21 protein-coding genes are annotated in these 23811 nt (G+C 47.6%); 2 read left to right on the top strand and 19 right to left on the bottom strand.

Going from position 1 to position 23811, the window contains the following annotated elements; genetic code table 11:
* Window positions 1-22: 22 nt before the first annotated feature.
* The 6 genes from AC0VYQ_RS04415 to rpsU all read right to left on the bottom strand — a co-directional run bounded on the left by AC0VYQ_RS04415 (window position 23) and on the right by rpsU (window position 3926).
* A complete protein-coding gene (locus AC0VYQ_RS04415; RefSeq protein ID WP_214765426.1) occupies window positions 23-985 on the bottom strand; it encodes a PhoH family protein in 963 nt (320 codons plus the stop codon).
* A gap of 160 nt (window positions 986-1145) precedes the next feature.
* Window positions 1146-1589, bottom strand: coding sequence for a hypothetical protein (locus tag AC0VYQ_RS04410; RefSeq protein WP_214769899.1), 444 nt, complete (start codon window positions 1587-1589; stop codon window positions 1146-1148).
* A gap of 13 nt (window positions 1590-1602) precedes the next feature.
* The gene (floA, locus tag AC0VYQ_RS04405) at window positions 1603-2586 is read right to left on the bottom strand and encodes a flotillin-like protein FloA (RefSeq protein WP_029332934.1); all 984 of its coding nucleotides are present in this window, start codon (window positions 2584-2586) and stop codon (window positions 1603-1605) included.
* Window positions 2583-3092, bottom strand: coding sequence for an NfeD family protein (locus AC0VYQ_RS04400; protein WP_475404320.1), 510 nt, complete (start codon window positions 3090-3092; stop codon window positions 2583-2585). The genes floA and AC0VYQ_RS04400 overlap by 4 nt, the downstream gene beginning before the upstream one ends.
* A 192-nt stretch (window positions 3093-3284) precedes the next feature.
* A complete protein-coding gene (locus AC0VYQ_RS04395; protein WP_029332932.1) occupies window positions 3285-3731 on the bottom strand; it encodes a GatB/YqeY domain-containing protein in 447 nt (148 codons plus the stop codon).
* A gap of 21 nt (window positions 3732-3752) precedes the next feature.
* Window positions 3753-3926, bottom strand: coding sequence for a 30S ribosomal protein S21 (gene rpsU / locus AC0VYQ_RS04390; protein ID WP_012369719.1), 174 nt, complete (start codon window positions 3924-3926; stop codon window positions 3753-3755).
* Between the two features lie 311 nt (window positions 3927-4237).
* On the opposite strand from rpsU, the gene AC0VYQ_RS04385 reads away from it, so the two are divergent.
* The gene (locus tag AC0VYQ_RS04385; protein WP_214805153.1) at window positions 4238-5491 is read left to right on the top strand and encodes a dicarboxylate/amino acid:cation symporter; all 1254 of its coding nucleotides are present in this window, start codon (window positions 4238-4240) and stop codon (window positions 5489-5491) included.
* A gap of 73 nt (window positions 5492-5564) precedes the next feature.
* Here the strand turns inward: AC0VYQ_RS04385 and pulA are convergent, their stop codons facing one another.
* The 13 genes from pulA to AC0VYQ_RS04320 all read right to left on the bottom strand — a co-directional run bounded on the left by pulA (window position 5565) and on the right by AC0VYQ_RS04320 (window position 23324).
* Window positions 5565-8477 carry a type I pullulanase gene (pulA, locus tag AC0VYQ_RS04380; RefSeq protein WP_475404319.1) on the bottom strand — a complete coding sequence of 971 codons (2913 nt, stop codon included), beginning with the start codon at window positions 8475-8477 and terminating at the stop codon, window positions 5565-5567.
* Between the two features lie 384 nt (window positions 8478-8861).
* A complete protein-coding gene (locus tag AC0VYQ_RS04375) occupies window positions 8862-9785 on the bottom strand; it encodes an LCP family protein (protein ID WP_475404318.1) in 924 nt (307 codons plus the stop codon).
* Between the two features lie 11 nt (window positions 9786-9796).
* On the bottom strand, window positions 9797-10984 hold the full coding sequence (locus tag AC0VYQ_RS04370; RefSeq protein WP_475404317.1) for a DHHW family protein: 1188 nt from the start codon (window positions 10982-10984) through the stop codon (window positions 9797-9799).
* Between the two features lie 16 nt (window positions 10985-11000).
* A complete protein-coding gene (locus AC0VYQ_RS04365; protein ID WP_475404316.1) occupies window positions 11001-12389 on the bottom strand; it encodes an MBOAT family O-acyltransferase in 1389 nt (462 codons plus the stop codon).
* The gene (locus AC0VYQ_RS04360) at window positions 12379-12876 is read right to left on the bottom strand and encodes a hypothetical protein (protein WP_214892991.1); all 498 of its coding nucleotides are present in this window, start codon (window positions 12874-12876) and stop codon (window positions 12379-12381) included. The genes AC0VYQ_RS04365 and AC0VYQ_RS04360 overlap by 11 nt, the downstream gene beginning before the upstream one ends.
* Window positions 12873-13973: a non-hydrolyzing UDP-N-acetylglucosamine 2-epimerase gene (wecB, locus tag AC0VYQ_RS04355; protein ID WP_475404315.1), complete on the bottom strand. Its 1101-nt coding sequence runs from the start codon at window positions 13971-13973 to the stop codon at window positions 12873-12875. Before wecB ends, AC0VYQ_RS04360 begins: the two co-directional genes overlap by 4 nt.
* Before the next feature lie 23 nt (window positions 13974-13996).
* Complete coding sequence (locus AC0VYQ_RS04350; protein WP_029332924.1) at window positions 13997-14827, bottom strand: ABC transporter ATP-binding protein; 831 nt, start codon at window positions 14825-14827, stop codon at window positions 13997-13999.
* 11 nt (window positions 14828-14838) lie between these two features.
* Entirely contained in the window at window positions 14839-15639 is an 801-nt protein-coding gene (locus AC0VYQ_RS04345; protein ID WP_088836545.1) for an ABC transporter permease, read from the bottom strand.
* Window positions 15636-16928, bottom strand: coding sequence for a nucleotide sugar dehydrogenase (locus AC0VYQ_RS04340; RefSeq protein WP_475404314.1), 1293 nt, complete (start codon window positions 16926-16928; stop codon window positions 15636-15638). The genes AC0VYQ_RS04345 and AC0VYQ_RS04340 overlap by 4 nt, the downstream gene beginning before the upstream one ends.
* Window positions 16929-17204: 276 nt before the next feature.
* A complete protein-coding gene (locus tag AC0VYQ_RS04335; RefSeq protein ID WP_475404313.1) occupies window positions 17205-18464 on the bottom strand; it encodes a glycosyltransferase in 1260 nt (419 codons plus the stop codon).
* Window positions 18461-19666, bottom strand: coding sequence for a glycosyltransferase family 4 protein (locus tag AC0VYQ_RS04330; protein ID WP_475404735.1), 1206 nt, complete (start codon window positions 19664-19666; stop codon window positions 18461-18463). Before AC0VYQ_RS04330 ends, AC0VYQ_RS04335 begins: the two co-directional genes overlap by 4 nt.
* Window positions 19667-19674: 8 nt before the next feature.
* A complete protein-coding gene (locus AC0VYQ_RS04325) occupies window positions 19675-20682 on the bottom strand; it encodes a class I SAM-dependent methyltransferase (RefSeq protein ID WP_475404312.1) in 1008 nt (335 codons plus the stop codon).
* Entirely contained in the window at window positions 20679-23324 is a 2646-nt protein-coding gene (locus AC0VYQ_RS04320; RefSeq protein ID WP_475404311.1) for a glycosyltransferase, read from the bottom strand. The genes AC0VYQ_RS04325 and AC0VYQ_RS04320 overlap by 4 nt, the downstream gene beginning before the upstream one ends.
* A 283-nt stretch (window positions 23325-23607) precedes the next feature.
* On the opposite strand from AC0VYQ_RS04320, the gene AC0VYQ_RS04315 reads away from it, so the two are divergent.
* Entirely contained in the window at window positions 23608-23769 is a 162-nt protein-coding gene (locus tag AC0VYQ_RS04315) for a hypothetical protein (protein ID WP_167331095.1), read from the top strand.
* Window positions 23770-23811: the final 42 nt, after the last annotated feature.

Raw genomic sequence — 23811 nt, 5'->3', positions numbered from 1 at the left:
CCCTTACTTTCATGGTTGAGTTTCAGCCGATTTCTTGGCTGTACGCATCAATGATTTTTCGGACAAGTGGATGACGAACGACATCAGCAGAACTGAAGTGTTCAAAATGAATGCCTCGAACATCACCTAACAAATTCAAGGCTTCTTGCAATCCAGAGGCTTTTCCCCGAGGCAAGTCGACTTGCGTCAAATCTCCTGTAACAATCATTTTCGAATGAAATCCGAGTCGCGTCAAAAACATCTTCATTTGTTCTTTTGTCGTATTTTGAGCTTCATCCAAGATGACGAAGGCATGTTCGAGCGTTCGTCCACGCATGTAGGCAAGTGGAGCAATTTCAATCACACCGCGCTCTAATAAGCGCGCAGTATGTTCGACACCTAACACATCATGGAGCGCATCGTATAACGGACGAAGGTAAGGATCGACTTTTTCTTTTAAGTCCCCCGGTAAGAAACCTAGACTTTCACCAGCTTCAACAGCAGGACGTGTAAGGACAAGCCGTTTCACATGCCCCTCTTTCAGGGCTTTCGCCGCCATGACGACAGCTAAATACGTTTTCCCTGTCCCAGCAGGTCCGATTCCGAACGTTAAATCGTATTTTTCAATCCCGCGTACATAACGTGCTTGACCTAGTGTTTTTGCACGTAATGGTTTTCCTTTATGATTCGTATGAACGACGGTGTCATATAATTCAAGTAATTCATCGACTCGATTTTGTCGTGCCAATTGAATTGCACTTGTTGCGTCACGCTCCGTTAAAACTGCCCCACGATTCACGAGCTGTGTGAGAACGCCGATGACTTGCGTCGCCAGTCTAATCGAGTCCTCCATTTCTGCTTGAACAATCAATTCATCACCTCGATGAACGAGCTGAACATCAAGTTCTGCCTCCATTGTTTTAAGCACCGCATCATTTGGTCCAACGAATGCTTGCGTCTGATCTGAATTCGAGAATGCGAATGGAATTCTTTCATTAAATATCACGTTATGATTGGCCTCCTAATGATGGACAACAGTATGTCATCGCCACAAATCTATTCTCTTCTACTTTAGCATTTCCTAATAATAGATGGAAAGAAAAACCCATCTTGTTGAAACACCTAAAAAGGTCAGCTCCCCTTAAAATTAGGAAGCTGACCTGTTCTTATGAATGGGGTGTTTTCGTTTTACGTTTTGAAACGGGTGGACCGAGGACTTCGCTCCAGATGATGGCACGACGTGCTTCTTCTTGCGTCGTTTGCATCCCTGTTTTCTTGACCGCTTTCGTCCCGATTGCTCCTTCGGCGATTGACCCCTTGATTTCTCCGATATTCGTACTCGTTTTAGAAACCAGCTGACGATCCGTATGCCGTTGCATGTCCGTTCGACGATCTTCTAACAGCGGACGTTGCTGTTTCTTTTTTACAGCCGGCGGTGCATCATCATTCGTCATCGCTTCCGCCTGCCCCACCATGTTCTTCACATAATCCCCAAACTCTTTTGATGGCGTCCTTGTCGGTTGGTTAGCTTTACTTTTATCTGCCGCTTTAGAAATGACAGAGATGACGCCAAATGCCACCATTAGACCGACCCAGATTAAACTTCCCATCCTACATCATCCTTTATTGTGAGTCATTCGGCGAAGACTGACCACCAATTGCCTGGCGCATCTTCGTATCTGCTGTCACGTTGAGGTAATTCGCATAATCCATCACGCTGAAGTTTCCGTCACGAAGCGCTTCCGAAATCGCAAGCGGGACTTCCGCTTCGGCTGCAACAACTTTCGCACGCATTTCTTCGACACGTGATTTCATTTCTTGTTCGCTCGCAATCGCCATCGCACGACGCTCTTCCGCTTTCGCTTGGGCGATGTTTTTATCCGCTTCCGCTTGATCCGTTTGAAGAACAGCACCGATATTTTTCCCGATATCGATGTCCGCGATATCGATCGATAGAATTTCGAACGCCGTACCGGAATCAAGGCCTTTCGCAAGAACCGTTCGTGAAATCATTTCCGGATTTTCAAGCACTTCTTTTTGATCGTGACACGAACCGATTGTCGAAATGACACCTTCTCCGACACGGGCGATGACTGTTTCTTCACCCGCACCACCGACAAGACGGTCAATGTTAGCCCGGACTGTGATTCTTGCTTTTGCTTTTACTTCAATCCCGTTCATCGCAACACCTGCGATGAATGGTGTTTCGATGACTTTTGGGTTAACTGACATCTGTACTGCTTCAAGCACGTTTCGTCCTGCCAAATCAATCGCGGCCGCACGTTCGAAACTAAGTTCGATGTTTGCACGATGCGCGGCAATCAACGCATTGACAACACGGTCGACGTTACCACCGGCAAGAAAATGACTTTCAAGTTGGTTCGTATTCAAGTTTAAGCCAGCTTTGACGGCTTTAATTAACGGATTGACGATTTTAGATGGTGTGACGCGACGTAAACGCATTCCAACGAGTGTGAAAATCGAGACGCGGACGCCGGCCGCCAAAGAACTAATCCACAGTGGGATTGGAACGAGCGTAAAGAAAATTGCGAGGAAGATTAAGACTCCTCCGGATATGAGTAGGACCGTTAACAGTTCAGGTGTCATGTGATTGACTCCTCCTTCGTAGTTTGGACTCGAACGACGACGCGTCCGTGTGTCACTTCTTTGACGATAATTCGCTCACCAGAGCCGATAAAATTCCCTTCAGTCACTGCATCGATCCGATTCCCATCGATTTCAATCGTTCCAGCAGGTCGTAAATGCGTCAAACTGATACCTTCCTTGCCATTGAGTTGAACTTTCTCTTCATGTGACAAATATCCTTTTTCCGACGATGTCGAATCCGTCAAAATCAAACCTCTCCATAACAATGACTGGTTGGATTTGATTCTTCGGTATGCCCAGTATCCTGCCGCCAGCGACAAAAATACGGATAGACCTATCGCAAGGCCGACTTGACCGACCGTCGCACCCGCCATGATCAGGCTCGCGAGGACAGCACCGATACCCACAACTCCAAAGATACCGAATCCTGTGACGAATATTTCGATCAGCAACATGACGACACCGACCAAGAAGACCGCTAAAATCATCCCTAAGCTAAAAGACATTACTCCGTTCACCCCTTTTTATCAGAATCAGACGCTTCTCCCCTTCTGAAACACATTTCTTTGTTACTCTTATTATATACGCTTTCACCCATTAAAAGGTTTCACAACTCTTTTAATTTCTAATTATTCCGATAATATGTGTCAAAAAAACAAATAAAAAAAAGGTATCCCGAGGGATACCTTCAAAATTGATCAATTTAATTGTTGTTTAACAAGTCGATTAATCAAAGCACCGTCCGCCTTGCCCTTAAGCTGCGGCATGACGACACCCATTACTTTCCCCATATCAGAAGGAGCAGAGGCACCCGTCTGTGCAATAGCTGCGTCAACGATTTCCTGAACTTCTTCTTGAGAAAGTTGTTTTGGCATATAAGCTTCGAGCACGATAATCTCTGCTTGAATCTTCTCGACGAGGTCGTGACGATCAGCGCTTTCGAATTCTCGGAGGGAGTCGTTGCGCTGTTTCATCTCACGTGAGAGTATAGTTAGCTCTTCCTCATCAGTTAATTCTTGCTTACCGAGTTTAATCGCTTCATTTTGCAGGGACGACTTCACCATCCGAATCGTCGTCAGACGATCTTTCTCACGCGAACGCATGGCTTCCTTCATATCCGCTGTCAAACGCTCTTGAAGACTCATGAGGATACACCCTCTCTAACGTTAGAACTTCTTACGCTTACGCGCAGCCTCCGATTTAAGCTTACGTTTTACACTTGGCTTTTCGTAGTGTTTACGTTTACGAACTTCAGCAAGCGTACCATCTTTTGAAACACCACGTTTGAAGCGACGAAGTGCGTCTTCAAGTGATTCATTTTTACGTACACGAGTTTCCACTAGTTTTCCCTCCCTCCGATATTACCGACTAAAGGAAACGTGTCAGACACGTCATATAACATTATAGTAGGAATGTACAGAATGGTCAATAGTTGATTGACATGTTCTCATTACATCCTTGATATGTTCCTTTTTGTTCCTTTCTATAGTCTCATGTCGTCCCATTATTTACAACAGATTCATCTGTTTTACCTAAAAAAACGTGGCACTTTTTGTAAGCGTTTTCTTAAAATCGTTAAAATGTTTTGTCAAAACAGTGAATGATGTGTCAAAATATAAACAGTTATCTGAAAAAGGAGTTGGTATTATTTATGAAAGAAGCAAAACGAGTCATCTGGGGTCTTCTCATCGGTATCGCCTTAGGACTTGTCCTAGCCGCTCTACCTGACAAGACGATTTACGAAAAATTAAATATGTATGCCTTACAACCAATCGGGACGATTTTCTTGAACCTGATTAAAATGCTTGTTGTTCCAATCGTCTTCTTCTCAATTTCCCTCGGTGTCATGGGTCTCGGGAACCCAAAAGAATTGGGTCGTGTCGGCGGAAAAGCCATCGGGTTTTTCTTATCGACGACAGCAGTTGCGATCATCATCGCACTTGGTCTTGCCTTATTAATCAAACCGGGCGAACGTGGTACTTTCCAGACTGAAGGACTCTCAAAGGCAACTGGTGAGATTCCTGATACAAGTATCATCAATACGATCGTCGGGATGTTCCCGACAAACCCGATCACGGCGATGGCGGAAGGTAACATGCTCCAAATCATCGTCTTCAGTGTGTTCGTCGGGTTCGGAATTACGTTCTTAGGTAAGAAAGCAGCAACGCTTCGTTCGTTCATCGAACAAGGCAATGACTTGATGACGTACTTAATCACACTCGTCATGAAAATGGCGCCGCTCGGAGCTTTCGCCTTGATCGCTTCAGCCGTTGGTTCATTAGGTCTTAAATCATTAGAAGCAATGTTCGCGTATATGTCGATCGTCGTCTTATCATTAATCGTCCATTCATTATTCACATATGGTTCTGCCGTCTCTTTGATCGGGAAGATGAATCCGATCTTCTTCTTCAAGAAGTTTGCACCCGTCATGATGTTCGCCTTCTCGACATCTTCGTCGAACGCAACACTTCCGGTCGCGATGCAAACGGCGCAACGTGAACTTAAAGTACCACGGTCTGTCTCAAGTTTCGTTCAACCGCTTGGTGCGACGATCAACATGGACGGAACAGCAATCATGCAAGGGGTCGCGACCGTCTTCATCGCGCAAGTCTATAATGTCGATTTAACACCAGGACAACTCGCGACGGTCGTCTTGACTGCCGTCCTCGCGTCGGTCGGAACAGCTGGTGTGCCTGGAGTCGGCCTCGTCATGCTGACGATGGTCCTCCAGTCGGTCAACCTTCCCGTCGAAGGAATCGCCTTAATCATCGGGGTCGATCGTCTACTCGACATGATGCGGACTGCCGTCAACGTCACTGGTGACGCTGCTTGTGCCGTCATCGTAGCAAAATCGGAAGAAGGTAACTTAAAAGATAAGGAAGTCGAAGACGAGCGCTACGCGTAAGTTTTCCGCTTGATGAAAAAAGGTCGTCCCTACCGTGAATCACTCATGGTAGGGACGACCTTTTTGTATCTTGTTATTTTTTTAGAACAAATGAACTGAGTGGATCTACCGTGATGCTGCCTGAAACATTTCGAAGTGTTTTCGTCCCTGCTGTTTTACCATCGACGATCAACTTCCACTTTCCTTTCGGAAGCGTCAGCTTGACCGCAGCGCGTTTTGCGTTATGGACAACGAACAACTCTGCTTTTTGATGTGGTGCATCTTCTGAAAGTTGATACGCGACGACTTGCTCCATCGTATCGACAAACGTCAAATACCGTCTGATGTCTTTCGCTGATCCGAGGTGAAGTGCCGGATTTGCTTTCCGGACTTCAATCAAGCCCTTCATGTAATCGACGTCTTGTTGACGATCCATCTTCCGTTTCCAGTCGAGCTGGTTGACGGAGTCCGGTGATTTATACGAATTATGGTCGCCGCCCTTCGTCCGCATGAAATCCTGACCGGCATGAATGAACGTCGTCCCTTGTGACGTCAACAGGATGCTTGACGCCAGGCGGTGCATTTTCGTTTTCGTCGCATCCGTATCGTTCGGGTTCGTTAAGTTCAACTTGTCCCATAACGTATGGTTATCGTGTGCTTCGACATACGTGATGGTTTGATTCGGCTCTGCTGCGAATCCTGTGATGTCTTTGTTGTAAGCAATCTCACCGACGATTCCGCGTTTGATGCGTGTTTCAAGACCCGTTTTACCGTTAATGAATCCTGCATCCGTATCTTCAAAGACACTTCCTTTAAGCGCATCACGCAAGTTATCGTTGAAGTGAGCGACGCCCGGCATTTGTTTCGCATTTGTCTGATTCGCTTTTTCTGTTTCAGGAAGTGGTGTGTTCAAGCTCCATCCTTCGCCGAAAACAAGAATTGATGCATCAATTTTTTGCGTCGTTTTTTTGACGGCATTCATCGTCTTGACGTCGTGAATCCCCATCAAATCAAACCGGAAACCGTCCCAGTGGTACTCTTTTGCCCAGTATCCGACGGAGTCAACGATCAACTTATGCATCATCTGGCGTTCTGACGCTGTATCATTCCCGACACCCGTCCCGTTCGCTAAATCGCCACCCTCTGTGTAACGGTAATAGTAACCTGGGACGATTTTATCGAGGTTCGATGCTTTGGCGTCGAACATATGGTTGTAGACGACATCCATGACGGCACGTAGCCCGTTGTCATGAAGACCTTGAATCATCTGTTTCATCTCTTTAATTCTGACTTTCGGGTCATATGGATTCGTCGCATATGAACCTTCTGGTGCATTGTAGTTTTTCGGGTCATATCCCCAGTTGTATGATTTTAGCGGATTCGTCTCATCGACGGAAGCCGTATTGAAGTCGTAGACTGGGATGAACTGAACATGTGTGATGCCAAGTTCTTTGAGATGATCAAGTCCTGTCTTCGTCTTCGTTTTCTTGCCATCTTTCATTAAACGTGTTCCACGTTCAACTACTCCGAGGTACTTCCCTTTTTGCTTAATTCCTGAATCATAGCCTGAACCGGTCACATCAAACATCGACAAATCACGGACGTGGGTTTCATAGATGATGGCATCTGTCGCTTGTTTAAGCGGCATCTTTGATTTCGTCCAGCGTTTCGGATCCGTCTCCTTTAAATCAACGACAACACCTTGATCTCCATTGACAGCAACAGCTGTCGCATATGGATCGACGGCACGCGTCGTATCTTTTGCATGTTTCACTTCATATGTGTAGCCTGTCCCGTCGAGGTCACCTTTTACAGTGACGGTAAAGACGCCACGATCACCACGTTTCATCTCGATTTCTTGTGTGATGTCTTTTGTTGTTGCTGCTGCTTGTTTTGGTAACTTGTATAACTCGAGTTCGACCGTTTGAGCGGTTGGTGCCCACAAACGGAACGTCGTTTTTGATTTTTTATACGTCACACCTAACTTACCGTCATAGGCATACTTTTGATCAAAGGCATCAGAACGTAAGACCTGTCCTGCTTCAAGCACGCCTTCACCGAAGACAGGATGTGTCACAGTCACGATCTTTGCTAAATCGATGTCGGACGAAACCGTTACTTCAAGTGTCTTCGCGTCAAGTTGTGTGACGACCGGATTGACGAGTCCCGTGAACGAAAATTGTCCGATATCGTCTGCTGAGACGGGCGCGTTCGTTTTGAGCGTCAGCTTCTTAAAGTCATCTGCGAGGAAACTCGTAATCTTAGGTGTCCGGTCAATTTCCGGTTTTCCGTAGTAGATTGTTTGATCCCCTTCAATTAACCAGATGTCTTTTGCTCCGGCATAGAAGAAACGATCCGCCCCGTCTTTTTCGGACCAGCCTTCGATATGCGGAATGATCCCGACGAGTCGTTGTTTAGTTGGGTTTGCAAGCGATACGGTTGCGACGGCACCAAACTCATCTTGTTGATTAAATTCAAACCGTTGACCATCCGCCGCGTTCGGCCATGCCCAAACGCCGTATTTTTCATAATCGTTGTCATAACGGTAATAATGGACGTTTGTTTTGATTGATTCGACGTCAGCCCCGCCTGTCGGATTGACCGGTGAGACGTCTTTACTTCCAGACGCAATCCACACTTCCGCGACACCATCTTTAATCATATCTTTCGTGATGAAACGGTCATTTTCAGAACCGACATCTTTATTCCAGTTATCATCACGGACGATGAGGCCGATTTTTTCAGGTTGGTCGACTGGGAATTCATAAGCGGCAATCTTTCCGTACGCATCTTCTCCGTTAAAGGCGTGCGCCTTGTTCGGGAAGTAATCCGGTCCATTCGCCCAGAGCCAGAGATTCCAATCTTTTTCCGACGTTTTATCTTCTTTGTAGTGAATGATGACGAGCGTCGACTTTCCTTTTTCGAGCGCTAATCCGTTCACTGGGAGTAAACTGAAAATTAGTGCAAACGTTAGCACAACTGCACAGACTGATTTCCATCGATTCATGTTCCATCCTCCTTGAATGTATGTAATCGTTTTCATTTCCATTTTCCACACGAATTCCCATACTGTCAAAGTATATTTTAGTTAACTAAAGAAAATAAGCCTTTCGGACCAGAACAAAAAAGGGCTGACTCATAAGTCAGTCCAAAATCAATCCTATATCGATCAAATGCTTATGAAACTTAAAAAGCCTGCATGGGTAGGCTGTTCTGTCACATTTCCCTGTCTCGACTCGTCTTCAAAGCGGCAACCTTACGCGCCGCTTCGCTTCGCTGCAGGGTCGCGTAAAGTTGCTTTTCGCTTTGGAAGCGATTCAAGATGGAAGACGCTTTTAATTCTCGCCACTTTGTCTACAAAATGAAGAAAACGACAACTCCACAGTCTATGTTATCCCTTCATCAATGCTTCGAGTGCTTGTTTCGTTTCCCGCATCGACGCATCCGAGGCGAAGAAATACCAAATGCCGTCACTTGCGATATACCCTTCGCCGTCGATTTTCAAGGATTGTAAGTGTTTGAAACCGGTTTGATTCTCTTGTGCCAGTTGGGTCGCTTCAGAAAACGTAATGTTCGTACTGAAATTATCCTCTAAGACCTGACTGAGTTGTTCGAGCTTCGTTAAAATGTTCGGACCTGCCAGCTTCATTCCGACAGACTCAAGAACTTGCCGTTGCCGGATTTGCCGTCCCATATCCCCGAGCGGATCCTGTTTCCGCATCCGGGCGTAACCGCTCGCTTCGAGACCGTCCAGTTCAATCTGTCCTTTCTTGTACTCTTTTTGGAGCCGACGGTCGTTCCAACTAAAGGCAGACGGATTATCAACCGTCACACCATCAACGGCGTCAACGAGTTCAATCAGTCCATCCATGTTGATTTTAGCGTAATACGGAATCTCGACGTCAAACGTTTTTTCGACCGTCTGAAGCGTCTCTTCGACACCGCCATAGGCATACGTATGATTGATTTTTGTCGTCTGTCCATCTGCTAACGTGACTTGCATATCGCGCGGAATCGAAAGTGAACTCGCTTGTTTCGTTTTCGGATTAAACGATAACAACATGATTGCATCGGCCCGCCCTGGATCATTTTTCCGTTCATCGACACCAATCAACAACACATGGACAGGTTGCATGACTTCAAGTGGTAATTTTTGCTCACCTTTTAGTGGAGTAATCAATGCATCAGCTGTTCGTTGGAGCTTTAAAAATGCGTATCCGGTCGTCGCACTCGCAATCAAGACGACTAGTAACAAAAGCACACTCGCGACTCGCAAGAACGGATTCGGTCGCTTTTTCTTCATCCGTGATTCCATCATTAACCTCCTCACAGTTTCTGTTGATACGTCTTCATCAGACCGGTGATATTCGAGTTATGCAAGAAGAGTACACCGTCGACTTGTTGTTGTTTTGCGAATTCTGACACATCAAATGTTGCATTGACATACCGGATATCAACGACTTCGAGATTCGCACTTCGGGCGAGAAACGGCAGGACAGGATTCGCAAAGGAATCCTTCAGGACAAGCAGTTTTGGTCCCTTTACGTCCGACTGCATCGACATGATGCCATGGTTGCCCCGTAAAAAGACTTCATACCGGTCGGCATAATCACCTGCTTCCTTGATATAGCTTTCATCGATGACCGGTTGCTGGCACGTGTTGTCGTAGCACACATCAATCCCGTCGAACTGGCTTCCATCGTAATAGGCAAGTGTATCGCCGGTCGTCGCATAGGCGAGGGTCGTTTTCCGGGCAAGTGACCCATAGTACTCGTGCCCGGATACTTTCCGGGCGTTTGACGCGATGGGTACTTCTTTAATCGATACCTTGTCCGCTTGCAACTGACGAACGATTTGCTGATAGGCAAAATACGCCCCGTCAATGTTCCAGTGATGATCCGTTTTAAAGTAATCGGACAGCTTCAACTGGTCGAGCGAAATGTTCGTCATCCCTGCCTGATCAAACCCTTCTACCATCTTTTTGTACCGGACTGTCGCGTTCGACGCGACATAGTCGGGTAAAATCCCGTTCTTCTCAGCGACGACCGTCTTTGAAGGAGCAAGTGCCATGTAGACAGGTCGATCAACGACTTTGACAAATTTCTTAAAACCGTCCGGAATCGGTGTCACCTGTGCCTGACTCGACTCAATCATGTAGTCATTCGGGGCCGTATAAATGTCATTTCGAAACGGTTGGCGTAAGACGTTTTTTGACAAGCGGGTTTGTGTTTCGACGAGTGTTCCCCGAAGCAACAATTGATCGGTAAAATACTTTTCGAGTTCTCCCATGTATGCCCCACTGACGACTGTTGCTGTCGTTGGTGGCGTCAATTTTGCGAGCGAACGATTTTCAAGTTGTGACATGACACGGTCCTGTTTCAAGACCGTCCCAAGACCAACCATCGTCAGGATGACCATGAAACTGACTGCCGTCGCCGCCATCATCAGTCGTTCGAACGAGTACTTCTTTCGTGGCCGCTGGTCCTTGTCTGGTCTGAGTGGCGCATGTGCCATGCTGATTCCTCCTTACTTAAAAACGGAAATAAATGAACGGATTGAAGGTACTCGCGACGAGGGCAGATGTCGCAAGAAACAGTAACAACATCGCATAGCCATACTGAATCGTCTGTCCGACTTTCCCGAGCCGTTCGACGATCCACTGACCCAGTATTTTTGGTAGCGGTGTCGCAGCAAACGCGGCAAGCAATAAGATGACGCCATTTTGGACGAGCTGGTAACTTGCACGTTCATCCCACACTTCTGTCGGGATAAACATCGCACGCAAGTACTCGAGTGCGTCCGGAAATGTCGTTGCACGGAAAAAGACCCAGCCGACTAACACAAGAACGAGTGTCCAAATCGTCGAAATGACGGGAACACGACGTAAAATTTTCCCGAGAAAGGCCTTCTCGAGCATGATCCATATCCCGTAGTAAGCACCCCAAGCAACGAACGTCCAACTTGCACCATGCCAAAGGCCCGTCAGCATCCAGACGACTGCAAGATTTCGATACTGTTTGAGCGGTGAGACACGATTGCCGCCAAGCGGGATATAGACGTAATCACGGAACCATGAGCCGAGTGAGATATGCCAACGTCGCCAAAACTCCGAGACGGACTTCGCGATGTAGGGATAGTTGAAGTTTTCCAAAAAATGAAATCCGAACATCAGTCCGAGTCCAATCGCCATGTCGTTATATCCTGAAAAATCAAAGTAAATTTGTAGCGCATAGGCGATGATGCCGATCCATGCCAGACCCATCGACAAATCATTCATCTTGAAGACGGCATCTGCCACTTGCCCGCAGCCGTTCGCTAAAATCAATTTTTTCGACAACCCGATAATAAAGCGGCGGACACCAAGTGCGAAATCAGGTAAGGTCTCTTGCCGATCGTTGATTTCATTTGCGACCGTCTCGTAGCGGACGATTGGCCCGGCAATCAATTGCGGAAATAACGCGATATACAAAGCTAAATCAAGCGGGTTTTTTTGGACTTTCCCCGCTTCCCGGTAGACATCGATGACATAACTCATCGCCTGAAACGTAAAGAAGGAAATCCCGATTGGTAACACGACTTCCGGAACAAACAGTTCCACCTGAAACGTTTGATTCAAAGACGCCATGAAAAAGCCACTGTACTTGAACCACCCGAGTAAAGCGAGGTTCGTGATGACCATACTCGCCATGACAGGTTTGATGCCGACACGGTGCCGGTACGTATCGACCATCAGGGCAAACAAGTAGTTGATCAGGATACTCGCGAGCATCAGTAAAACGAACTTCGGTTCTCCCCAAGCGTAAAAGAAAAGGCTCGCTACAAGGAGCCAGCCGTTACGAAAAAATCGTGGCATTAGATGATAGACAAGCAGAACAACCGGTAAGAAGACAAATAAGAAAATCGTCGAACTAAACAGCATAGTGAGGATCCTCCTGTTTCAGTTGAATACGTTCAGCGATCTTCAACTCGGTCAGTTGGATCCGGACGTCACCTGCTACGAGAAATTTAAAGGCAATTTTAAAATACTGTGCCCCTTTGATCCGCTCCAGTTGAATCTGAAGATCGGTTGCCCCGTCGAGCATGACGAACTCCGACTCCGACCCCATGCGTTTTTTATTTCCGTATTGCATCTTAAAGAGTTGGATTTGACAAGGAACATCGGTTTCAAAACGACACGTCACATGAATGATTTCCGCCTGTCCGAAAGCGGCATCTTGGCGATAGAGCTTTGACGGCGGATACTGGAAACCTTGATCAAACAATTGGATATACAATTTATCCGCATCCGTCGCCGCCTGGAAATCGAACAACACACCAACCGCTTCGTCTTCTAACAGAATCTTTTCTTGACTTCCCTGCGGAAAAAAATGATAACTTGCTAAATGAAACTTACGTGCTGTTCTCATACCGGGACCTCGCTCATGATCGCGTCAACGATACGTTCCGCCGCATGACCGTCACCGTAAGGATTGGCGGCCTGTGCCATCCCCCGATACATTTCTTCATCCGTCAACAAACGGTGACTCATCTCAAAAATACGTTCCGGATCTGTCCCGACAAGTTTCAATGTCCCGGCTGCAACACCTTCCGGACGTTCTGTCGTCTCGCGTAAGACAAGTACCGGTACACCGAGCGATGGCGCCTCTTCTTGGATGCCACCGGAGTCTGTCAAAATAAACGTTGCCCGGGCCGCTAAGTTATGAAAGTCAAACACATCGAGTGGATCAATCAAGTGAATCCGCGGATGGTGTTTCAATTGTTCCGCCGCTTCGAGCACGATCGGGTTCGGATGGACGGGGTAGACGATTTCAATATCCACATGCGTCTCTGCCAACCGTTCGATGGCATCGAAGATTTGTGCCAACTGGAGGTGATTTTCGCGCCGGTGGACGGTCAGTAAAATTAACTTGCGTCCGCTCGCCTCTAAGTCCGTTAAGACTGGGTGCGTATAGTCGGACGAGACGGTTGTCTTGAGCGCATCGATGACGGTGTTTCCCGTCACGATGATCGGTGTCTGTTTATGCTCGCGTCGGAGATTTTCCGCTGCTTGATCTGTCGGCGCAAAATGAAAATCAGCCAGTACTCCCGTCAATTGACGATTCATCTCTTCCGGGAATGGTGCATATTTTTGGTAGGTCCGTAATCCCGCCTCGACATGTCCGACCGGAATTTGTTGGTAAAAAGCAGCGAGCGAAGCAGCGAACGTCGTTGTCGTATCCCCATGGACTAACACGAGATCGGGTTGCTCCTTTTCGAGGACACGACGCATCGCATTCAAAATCCGTGCCGTCATTTCTTCGAGTGTTTGCCGTGGACGCATCAAATCTAAATCGTGATCGGGAACAATCTGGAACAACTCCAAGACTTGATCAAGCATCTCACGATGTTGCGCCGTAACGACGACGATCGGCTCGACACCTTCGCGCGCCTCAAGTGCTTTGACGACGGGCGCCATTTTAATCGCTTCCGGTCTCGTTCCAAATACAAGCATGACTTTTTTCATCCGTTCCATCCCCTATCCCTTATTCATGATGACAATTCAATCGTCTCGCCACGGACGGACCGTTCGATTTCATCACTTCGTCCTGTCCGTTTTTTTGCCACGTAATGGGCAACTTGCTTTTTCGATAACTGTTTATGCCAGTAAAGATACTTGTTGTACTCCGCCATCGTCTCATTGGTTGGTCCGAACATCCGGACTTCGCCGTATTCGAGCCATAAGACTTTTGAACAAAAACTTTTGACCTGACTGAGCGAATGACTGATGAAGAAAATCGTCTTCCCTTGATCACGAAATTCACGCATCTTATCCAAACATTTTTCCGTAAACGTCTGATCGCCGACCGATAAGGCTTCGTCGATAATCAAGATATCTGGATTGATGTTGATGGAAATCGCAAATCCTAAGCGGGCCCGCATCCCGCTCGAATACGTTTTGACGGGCTGGTCGATGAATTCCCCGATGTCGGCGAACTCTAAAATGTCTGGAGTGATCATTCGGATTTGTGTTTTGTTCAGTCCCATCATCAAACCCTTGAGCTCGATATTGTCGCGCCCCGTCAACTGATTGTTCAATCCGCTCGAGATGGCGATCAAAGCGGACTTACCACGCAACGTCACCTGCCCGTACGTCGGAGGCGTGACGTTCGCAAGGAGATGTGACAACGTCGATTTCCCGCTTCCGTTGATGCCGACGACACCAACGATTTCACCTTGTTCGACTGAAAACGATACATTCTTTAAGGCATAGAACGGCTTTCCGCTCATCTTGCCAAATAAAACCTCTTTTAACTTATCGATCGGACGCGAATACAAGACGTATCGCTTCGAGACATTTTCAAACACGACATGACTCATCTTCGTTCCTCCTACACATAATCAATGAAATAACGACGGAATCGGATATGGACGGTTGCACCTGTCATTAAAATCACTGCGGTAATGCTCCAAAAATAACAGCCGTACCAAAGATGCTCCATCAAATAGCCCGTTCCGATTAACGCTGAACGATACCCTTCGATCAAATAGACGAGTGGATTGATCATCAACAACGTCTTAAAGATGGAATGATCGGGTGGGACCCACATGATCGGCGTCAAATACATCAACATCCGCATGCCTGATGTGACCATGTTTTGGACATCCCGGACCATCGTCGCGAGCGCCGACAACAGGAGCGAGACCGCATATAAGAAAATGATTCCTGCCGGTATGATGTACAACAGTTCGAACGTATGCCATCCCGGAAAATAACTAAAGGCAGCTCCAAGAATGATTGTCAGGAGGACCATCGCAATGTGTCGGTAAAACTGTGCCAAAATGACATAGGCCGGAATCGTACTTAACGGGAAATGCATCTTCGAGACGAGCGCGACCCGTCCATAGATGGAACGGGACCCGCTTGGAATCGTACTTCCGATAAAGAACCAGGCAATCAATCCACTGACTAACCATAAGACAAACGGAATCCCGTCAACCGGGTGTCCACCTCGAATGCCAAAACCAAAGACAACCCAGTAGACACCGATTTGCAACAACGGCGTCATGATTTCCCAAAACCAGCCGAGGTATTGCATGCTGTATTGGCTTTTTGTCTCATAGAGTGAAAGACGTACGATCAGGTAAAGATGATCTTTCAACTCATTGAGAACAGTACGGACGCTCTTCATATCGCTTCAGCGTCTACTTTCATCGTGTTATGTGTATGCAAGTTACCGAAGTTAAGGACCATGATGTCTTCAAGCTCTCCGACGACGCCTTTCGTATCGAATAAGACTGGTGTCCGCATTTGGTTTTTCAGACGACGTGAATCAAATGCCTTGAATTCATCGTGATCGACGAGGACAAGGGCAAGATCGGCTCCTTGGATTGCTTCAATCTCGTCGACTAATGTGAAGCGTGACGAAATCGAGCGTTCGACGTGCGGGTCACAGACTGCGACATCGAGTCCACGATCTAGTAATTGTTCGATGACTTCGACTGCCGGACTTTCCCGCATATCATCAACGTTTCCTTTATACGTGACACCGAAGACAGCAATTTTCGGACGGACACGGTTGGCGACGAGGCGTTCTGCTTGATCCGCAACGAAACGGGGCATTTTGACATTCGTATCACGCGCCGTATGGATGATTCGTGCAAGCGACGGCGCCTTCGCGACGATGAAGTACGGATCGACGGCAAGACAATGTCCTCCGACACCCGGTCCCGGATGATGCAAGTTAACGCGTGGGTGCATGTTTGCCATCTCAATGACATCGAGGACGTTAATTTTAAGTTGGTGACACACTTGTGTTAATTCGTTCGCAAGTGCGATGTTGACGTCACGGAATGTATTTTCCATCAACTTTGACATCTCTGCCGTCTTCGCATCCGTCTGGACGATTTCCCCCTGGACGAAAGTCCGGTAGACAGCGGCCCCGGCCTCGGCACACGCTTCCGTCAGTCCCCCAACAATCCGGTTGTTATGAATCAATTCATGAAGAATTTGTCCCGGTAAAACCCGTTCCGGACAATGGACGACGAACACGTCTTCGCCAATCTTAAAGCCCGCTTCTTCAATCAATGGTCGTACATGGTCATCCATCGTCCGTGGTGCGATTGTTGATTCGACGATGACGACGTTCCCTTTTTCTAAGTGTGGCAGCAAATTGCGTACTGCTGAAATGACATATTTCAAGTCACATGATTTGTACGTATCGTCAAGGTTCGGCGTCGGAACGGCAACCAGAAAGACATCAGCTTGTTCCGGCGTTAATGTCGCACGGAACGTACCGTTCGCGACAACTCGTTTGATGACGTCTTCTAAGCCTGGTTCTTCAATATGGATATCTCCTGCATTCAACATTTGAACGATTCGCGGGTCGATATCGACACCGACTACTTCTGTGCCGTGATCTGCGAACATCGCAGAAGAAGGTAATCCAATATATCCAAGTCCGATTGTACAAAGTTTCATTTTGTCATTCCTCCATCTAGTGTGTAGTTCACGTCAAACCTTGCATCGAACATGACGTGGCTGTAACTAGACCATACCGACAATTCCTAGTGTTTCCAATGGTTCTAACCATCTCTTAAACCATTCTTCACAGACCTTACATTCGCCGTATTTTCTGTACTTTACGTAAAGGTTGTAAAGAATCGACGAACACGTTGACGAACCTTGTATGATACCGACCATATCCACATCAAACGCTCTCCATTTGTGTGGTTTCACTTGGTATTTGCTGTAACTTCAACTGACTTCAGGTGATGTTCCCGCTGAAACAGCCGCATATACCGCTAAGAGATGTTGTTTTTCCTCGTCCCAGTTGTACCGTCTTCTCGCCTCTTCCGCTCGGCTTTTCATCTGATTACGTAACGAATCATTCGCTATCAAGCGATTGACGGCTTGCGCAATCGATTCCGGCGACTCGACATCGACAATCAAACCGACCTGTTCCGTTTCGACGACCCGGCGAATTTCTGGTAAGTCTGCCGCGACGACCGGGACAAGTGCTGCCATATATTCGAATAATTTATTCGATGAGGCTGAATAATGGTTAAAGCAGACGTTTTGCAGGACTTGGAACCCAATCGTCGCTGCCGCTGTATAACTCGGCAACTGATCAAGTGGTACTTTATCGATGAAATAAATCCGGTCACGCGCTGAAGATTCCGCGGCTAAGCGTTGCAAATGTGTTTTGATTTTACCATCGCCAACAAATAATAAAGTTCCGTTCGTCACGGATGGCATCGCCTCAATCAATCGTTCCAGTCCGCGCCCTTCTTGAATCCCGCCTTGATAAAGCAAAATCGGTTCCGCACGGTCGAGACCTAGTTCTGTGTGCAGTGAACGTGCCGCAGGGATCGTTTCCTGATAAAACGGATAATTATGAAGAACCGTCGGCCGGCTTCCGTACAGTTGCTGGTGATAATCCGCTCTTGTATCATTTTCGACCATCGTCCAATTAACGAAACGCAACAGGATACGCTCAAGGATGCCTTGTCCCTTCCCGTATCCTGTCCGGTCGGTTTGCACTTCGTGTGAATCATAGACGACTTTTGCCTGACGTTTTGCTAAAATCGCTTGCGGTAACGTATTTAAATCATTGGCGTGCATGACATCGTATTGACGCTGTCTTGCGGCACGCGTCATCCGGATGATGCCAAAGCTGTTATAGAGCGCATATCGTAAAAAGCGGCTTTTTTGTAACAGATAGAGCACGAGCAAGACGGGAATCAACCACGGCATCAGTACCAACACTCCGATAGCCGCGACTAGCGTCATTGGTGACCGCTTCCGAAAACGCGACAGCACACCGGCGAGTGGTGGTGTGCGATCAATCCGAAGAATCCGGAAACCTGCTGGATGCTGTTCGATTTTCGGTAACGTTCCGTCATTTAAACAATACAAGTCGACCTGATACGCAGCATCAGCAAGGGCGGTACATTCCCTTAACACACGGGCATCGTTCGTAAAAGTGTTCCAAACAAACATTCCGACACGTTTCATCCCTTCACCTCCACTGTCTGTTGACAAGTTTGACGAATCGCTTCAAACAGTCGCTCTTCATTTTGTTCCCAGTCAAAATGTGTTTGGACGTAGGAGACGCCAGAGCGTCCCATCAATGCCCGTTCTTCCGGATTGTTTGCGAGATGACGAATCTGCCGGACGATCTCGTCCCGGCTGCGGTCACGCGATACGACACCAGCACCCGATGCTTCAATCACTTTTGCGGCATGTCCGGAAACAGCGCCGACGATGGCACATCCCATCGCCATATAATCGATGATTTTCCCTGGTGTGACCGTGTCGAATGCCGTGCTCTCGACGAGCGTCGCAAAGGCGATGTCACTTTTAGCGAGCTGTTTCAATGCGTCCCAACGCGGCATCGCGTTCATGAAGTGGATGTTCGTCAGTTTCCGCTCTGCAATCAACTTCTCGAATTTTTCCTTATGGTATCCGTAACCAACGACATGGAATTCAATGTTTCTGTCGACCATCAACCGTTCCGCCACATCAAGTAATAAAAAGACATCTTGTGCCAGTCCGATGTTTCCCGTGTAGACAACGCGGACTTGTTCCGAGACATGACGCCGTTTAATCAACCACTCATTTTCTTCAATCGAATTCGGAATGTAGTGAATACGCGATGCGTCAATCCCCTTCTGTTCGATATAGGACCGAAACCCTTCGCTGTTGATGACGATTTGATCCGCTTGATGATACATCCATTTTTCAAGCCAGTACAATGGTCTCAATAACAGGCGTGATTTCGTGATGCCGACACCGACGAGTGATTCCGGCCATAAATCACGGACATCTAAAATTAGCGGTGCCTGTTTGACATGTTTCGCGACGACACCGACCAGTCCCATAAAAATCGAAGGTGTTGTCGCATAGATATATTCGTACTGTTTTGGATCTTGCCGCACTTCTTTGACCGCTAAGAAAAACTGTTCGATGAAGAGGTGGAGTCGTTTCCACAAATTAGTCGTCGCCCGGACATCGCGTGGTTGAATCCGTGTGATGTGCGCGGCGTCAAGCGTCGGTTCGTCCCAAAACATCGCATCCGTATAGAGTTCCGCCGTCGGATAAAGCGGCTCTGACGTCAAGACATGGACGTCACTGCCCCGTTGTTCCATCCGTTTAAAAATATTTTTCATCCGATTCGCAGCACTTCCGATTTCCGGATAGAAGTTTTGACAAATCATCAACACGTTCATCGACGCCTTGCCTGTCTTCGTGATAGTTTTCGTCTGAGCTTCCAGTAACGGACGATGACTTTTCCTAATTTTGAATTTGCGAGTGACCGGTATTTTGATTTCCATGCTTCATTCGCCTCCAGCACTTCCATGTTCGAAACGAGTGCCTCCTCGTAACGTTTGAGCACTAACGTATATTGGTGCGCAAGTTGTTCCAGCTGTTGATTCATCTCGCTTACTTGGTGTTCCAGTTTCATCTGTTCATTCGATTGTTCCACCATCCGCAATTCAATTTCCGCTACGTGTTGCACTTTTTGTTCCAGCCGCTTGTTGACTTGTTTTAGACGGATGACTTCCGCTAGGTGCATCCGCTCGACAGTCTCAAACGAATCTTCGAGCCAGTCGACTTCTTCTGCAGACAACATCCGGACCGGTTGTACATCTTCCTGAACGACAAGCGTCACGCCAAGCCACTTATCCAACCGTTCGATTTTTTCAATCGTGCCATAAGGTGTTACTTGTTCGACAAGTCGTTTCAAATAATAAGTCCGCTTATGATCGGCATAATCATTAACGCCGAACGGAACGGTCACGACAAGACGTCCACCTGGTTTGACGAGTGTATATGCCTGCTGAATCACCCGTTCCGGTTCACCGATGTGCTCGAGTACTTCTGTCATCAAAACCGTATCGAATTGCCGGTTTGCTGAAAAAGACATGATGTTCGCTTCACTGAACATGACGACGGACTGGACAGATGCCGCTTCTTCTTTTAATGCAGACGTTGCTTCAGCGATTGCTTCCGGAGAGACGTCGATTCCTGTGACATGTTTCCCTTCGCGTCCGAGTAAAATCGGGACGAGTCCCCCTGAGCACCCGACATCAAGGATGTCTTCTCCCTTCGCCTCACGTATTATCCAGTGGATGCGCGCCCGGACCTTTTTTCCGAACGCGATCCCTAACTGGTCATAATAGGCGGCACGAACTTGATCCTTTGGTCGTTTCATTCCTGCTGTGCCCGTCATGCCGTGACCTCCTCTAATAACAATTCTTGAATCGCATCCGTCTTACCCGCATCCGCTAATTCGACGAACTGCCGGACTAACGGTGCCGTTAGTTGAATCGGTTCATAAAACCCGACAATCGTCCGTAATAAGGCAACACTTGGTCCAAAGTCCTTATCGCTGCATTGGCGCAGCTTGACCAAATACCAGTGTTCGAAGAAATGCTCAAAACGTTTCGTCTTGTATTGGTCGAGCACACCATATTTTGCAAACTTTTCTGCTCGTGCCCGTTCACGGAGGACACTACGTTCGAAGAAGCGGACCGTCAACGAGTTGACCGTCGACCCGGCGACTGCCGCGTAATAATAATGCACGACGCGGTTCACAAGCAGAACACGCTCCGCCCGTAACATCATTTCTTGGAAAAATAACGAGTCTTGACCGACGGCTCCGACGACCTGTTCCAGCTGATGTTTGATGAGGAAGTCGCGCTTGACGACCAACGCTTGAATGCTTTGCACTGCAAAACGATGTTCAAGCAGATAGGCACGGGGGTCTTCACAAACGGTTCGTCCCTTTTTCCGAATCGTCGGCAAGGCGATGATACTCGTCTTCTCGGCCAGCTTCTTCATATGACCGACGGCAAAATCCAGCTCCCGGTCATTGTCAAGTTCATTCAACAACTCCGCATAACGGTCACTGAGCACTTCATTGTCCGGATCCAAAAAGGCCACTCGGTCGGCACGCGCCAGTTCGACGCCTTTGTTACGAGGACGTGATGCACTTCCGCTCCCGCCTGTTTCAAAGAAGTAAGTCGTCACGTTCCCGTGTCGCCGTCCAATCCGTTCGACGGCTTGAACCGTCTGACGGTCCGTCGACCCGTCGTCGACGAGAACGATTTCAGTCTCCTCAAATCGATCCATCCGCTTTAAACTCGCAAAACACTTATACATCAAATGAGGGCCGTTGTTGTAAATCGGCACGACAACTGTCAAGACCGGCGCAAGGAGCGGCTCCGTTTGATACTGTTCATTCCATTCGAAGCGATCCAGCATGAGCGTCCGTCCGGATAACGTTCCGCTGACAAACTGTTCAAACGGGACATGCTCCCGCCAGACCATCGCTCCGGTATCTGCGCCTGATGTCTCAAAGACTTCATACGCGGCTTGTCCGCTGAGCGATTTTCGGACGATATCGGCATCGGCAAACTTAAAGCCGTTGCGTAAATCTTCGAGGTAATATTCCCCGTACGATTCGCCGCCGTCGAGCAGGGCAACAAGATCGGCTTGTCCATATTCCGTTTCCGTCAACTCGGACAGGTGACAAATAGCATCGGCTTCAATCGATTGATTGGCAATCTGCTGTTCAAGTGCCGGTGTCGGATTGCGTAAGACGACGAGCAGGCGACGCGCCGGTTGCGGTTGATTGAGTTTCAGCATCCGCGCCAATTGATCGACCCGGTCAAACACCGTGTGACTCGACATGACGGAACGAATTCCTTCAGCACGCAATCGCTCAATGTCTTCTTCAGATGTCCGTTCGACGATTGCTTTGATTTCCTGTTGATCGTGAACTGTAAATACGTTTGGAAACAGATTGTTGACGGCGATACTATAATTCGAAATGATTAGATTCCCAAGTGCCTGCGATTCAAAAATCCGGCGCGCACACATCGTTTTACTGTATTTGATGCTATTGAGATTCAACACCCAGTCGTAACATTTGCTCACCTGCTGAAGCGCATCATACGGAATCGCAGGGGCAACCCGTTTGACGTACCGGTCCGGGAAATGATAGTCCGGTAAGCCGAGGTGATAGTTGCGGTCGACGATATCGAGCTGATGCGATGAGCTCATCACCCCATCGAACAGCACTTCCGTATCCTTGACACGTTCTGGATACTTCGCCATCCAGCTCCCGGCGAACAAGACATGATTTTTCCGGCTTCGGGTTGCGCCAAGCGGATTATGGATCAGCGGATTCACACCGAACGAGACCGCTTCAATCCGGTCATGACCACAAAGCACTTGATATTCCGGAAGCATCGCTTCGTCTGACGTCAGCACATAATCGGCTTGTTTTGCCAGCTCACTGAAACGATCGAAGTTACTCGGGTCTTCCGTCGACTGGAAGACGACCGGAATCCCTTGTTGTTTCACCTCTCGCATCATCTGGAGGAGTAATGTTCTTTTTTTCGATTTCGGTGTCGCGACCCCTTTCCAGTCATCCCCTTGCAAGCCTTTCCATGACGTGATGACTAAAAAGAGATCGATTTTACGACTAAAGACATCCTCAAACGTGTCTGCATTCACATAATGGAGATGGAACGCATCTTGATAATAGGCATGCATGAACTCGGAACAGACGACAGCTACTTCAAGCGGTCGCGGCTCATAGTAACGTGACTGACTCCGAAGCGGAATCGATTGGTAGTCGATCGTATCGAGTAATTGTTGATTACTCTCTTCTTGATAGCGCTTCGTTTTTGTTTCAACCGGCTTGTTTGACGGACGAATCGTCTTAGCCGTTCCCAACGATCCTAACTGTTGTAATGTCTCGAACGCAGTCGAACTCGCTGCTGGTTCCGTCTTCAATCGCTGTTGTTCAGCACGGACCCAACTTAGCTGTTGCGTTACTTTTCTTTTCCACTGTTGTCCATTCACGTTCAAAACACCCTTCCTGCTTGATCTCTTTTCAGTCTACGAGAGCAGTTCAAAGGGCACTTAAATCCCTTGCAAGGTTTTTGTAAAGAGTTGATGAATGTTTTCCAGTATTTCCTTACATTCCAGTTGAGAAGATGACTGATTCGCATGGACTGTAGTTTGTTCGTGACTTACTTTTAAACAAATAGGCAATAAAATATGATGCGCACTTCGTTAGTTTCAGAATCAGATAGACGGGTAAATCTTAAGAAGATTCGAAAAAGAGAAAGGAATGAATTCTACCATGAATGAAAAAAAAGAGAATTTACCAAATGAACAGGCAGACGTCGGTCTTCATCCAGATCCTGAACCGGCTGAAACATCAGACCCCGGCATCAAGCCTGCTGAGACACAACACCCCGATCCAGATTTGGAAGAATTGAAAGACGATCAAAAAAAATCATGACCGACGTTACACGTCGTACCTAAAAAAAAAGCGTCGGACGAT

The sequence above is a fragment of the Exiguobacterium sp. QJM3NY_9 genome, from assembly GCF_056173545.1.
This window is presented reverse-complemented; position numbering and strand designations above follow the sequence as displayed.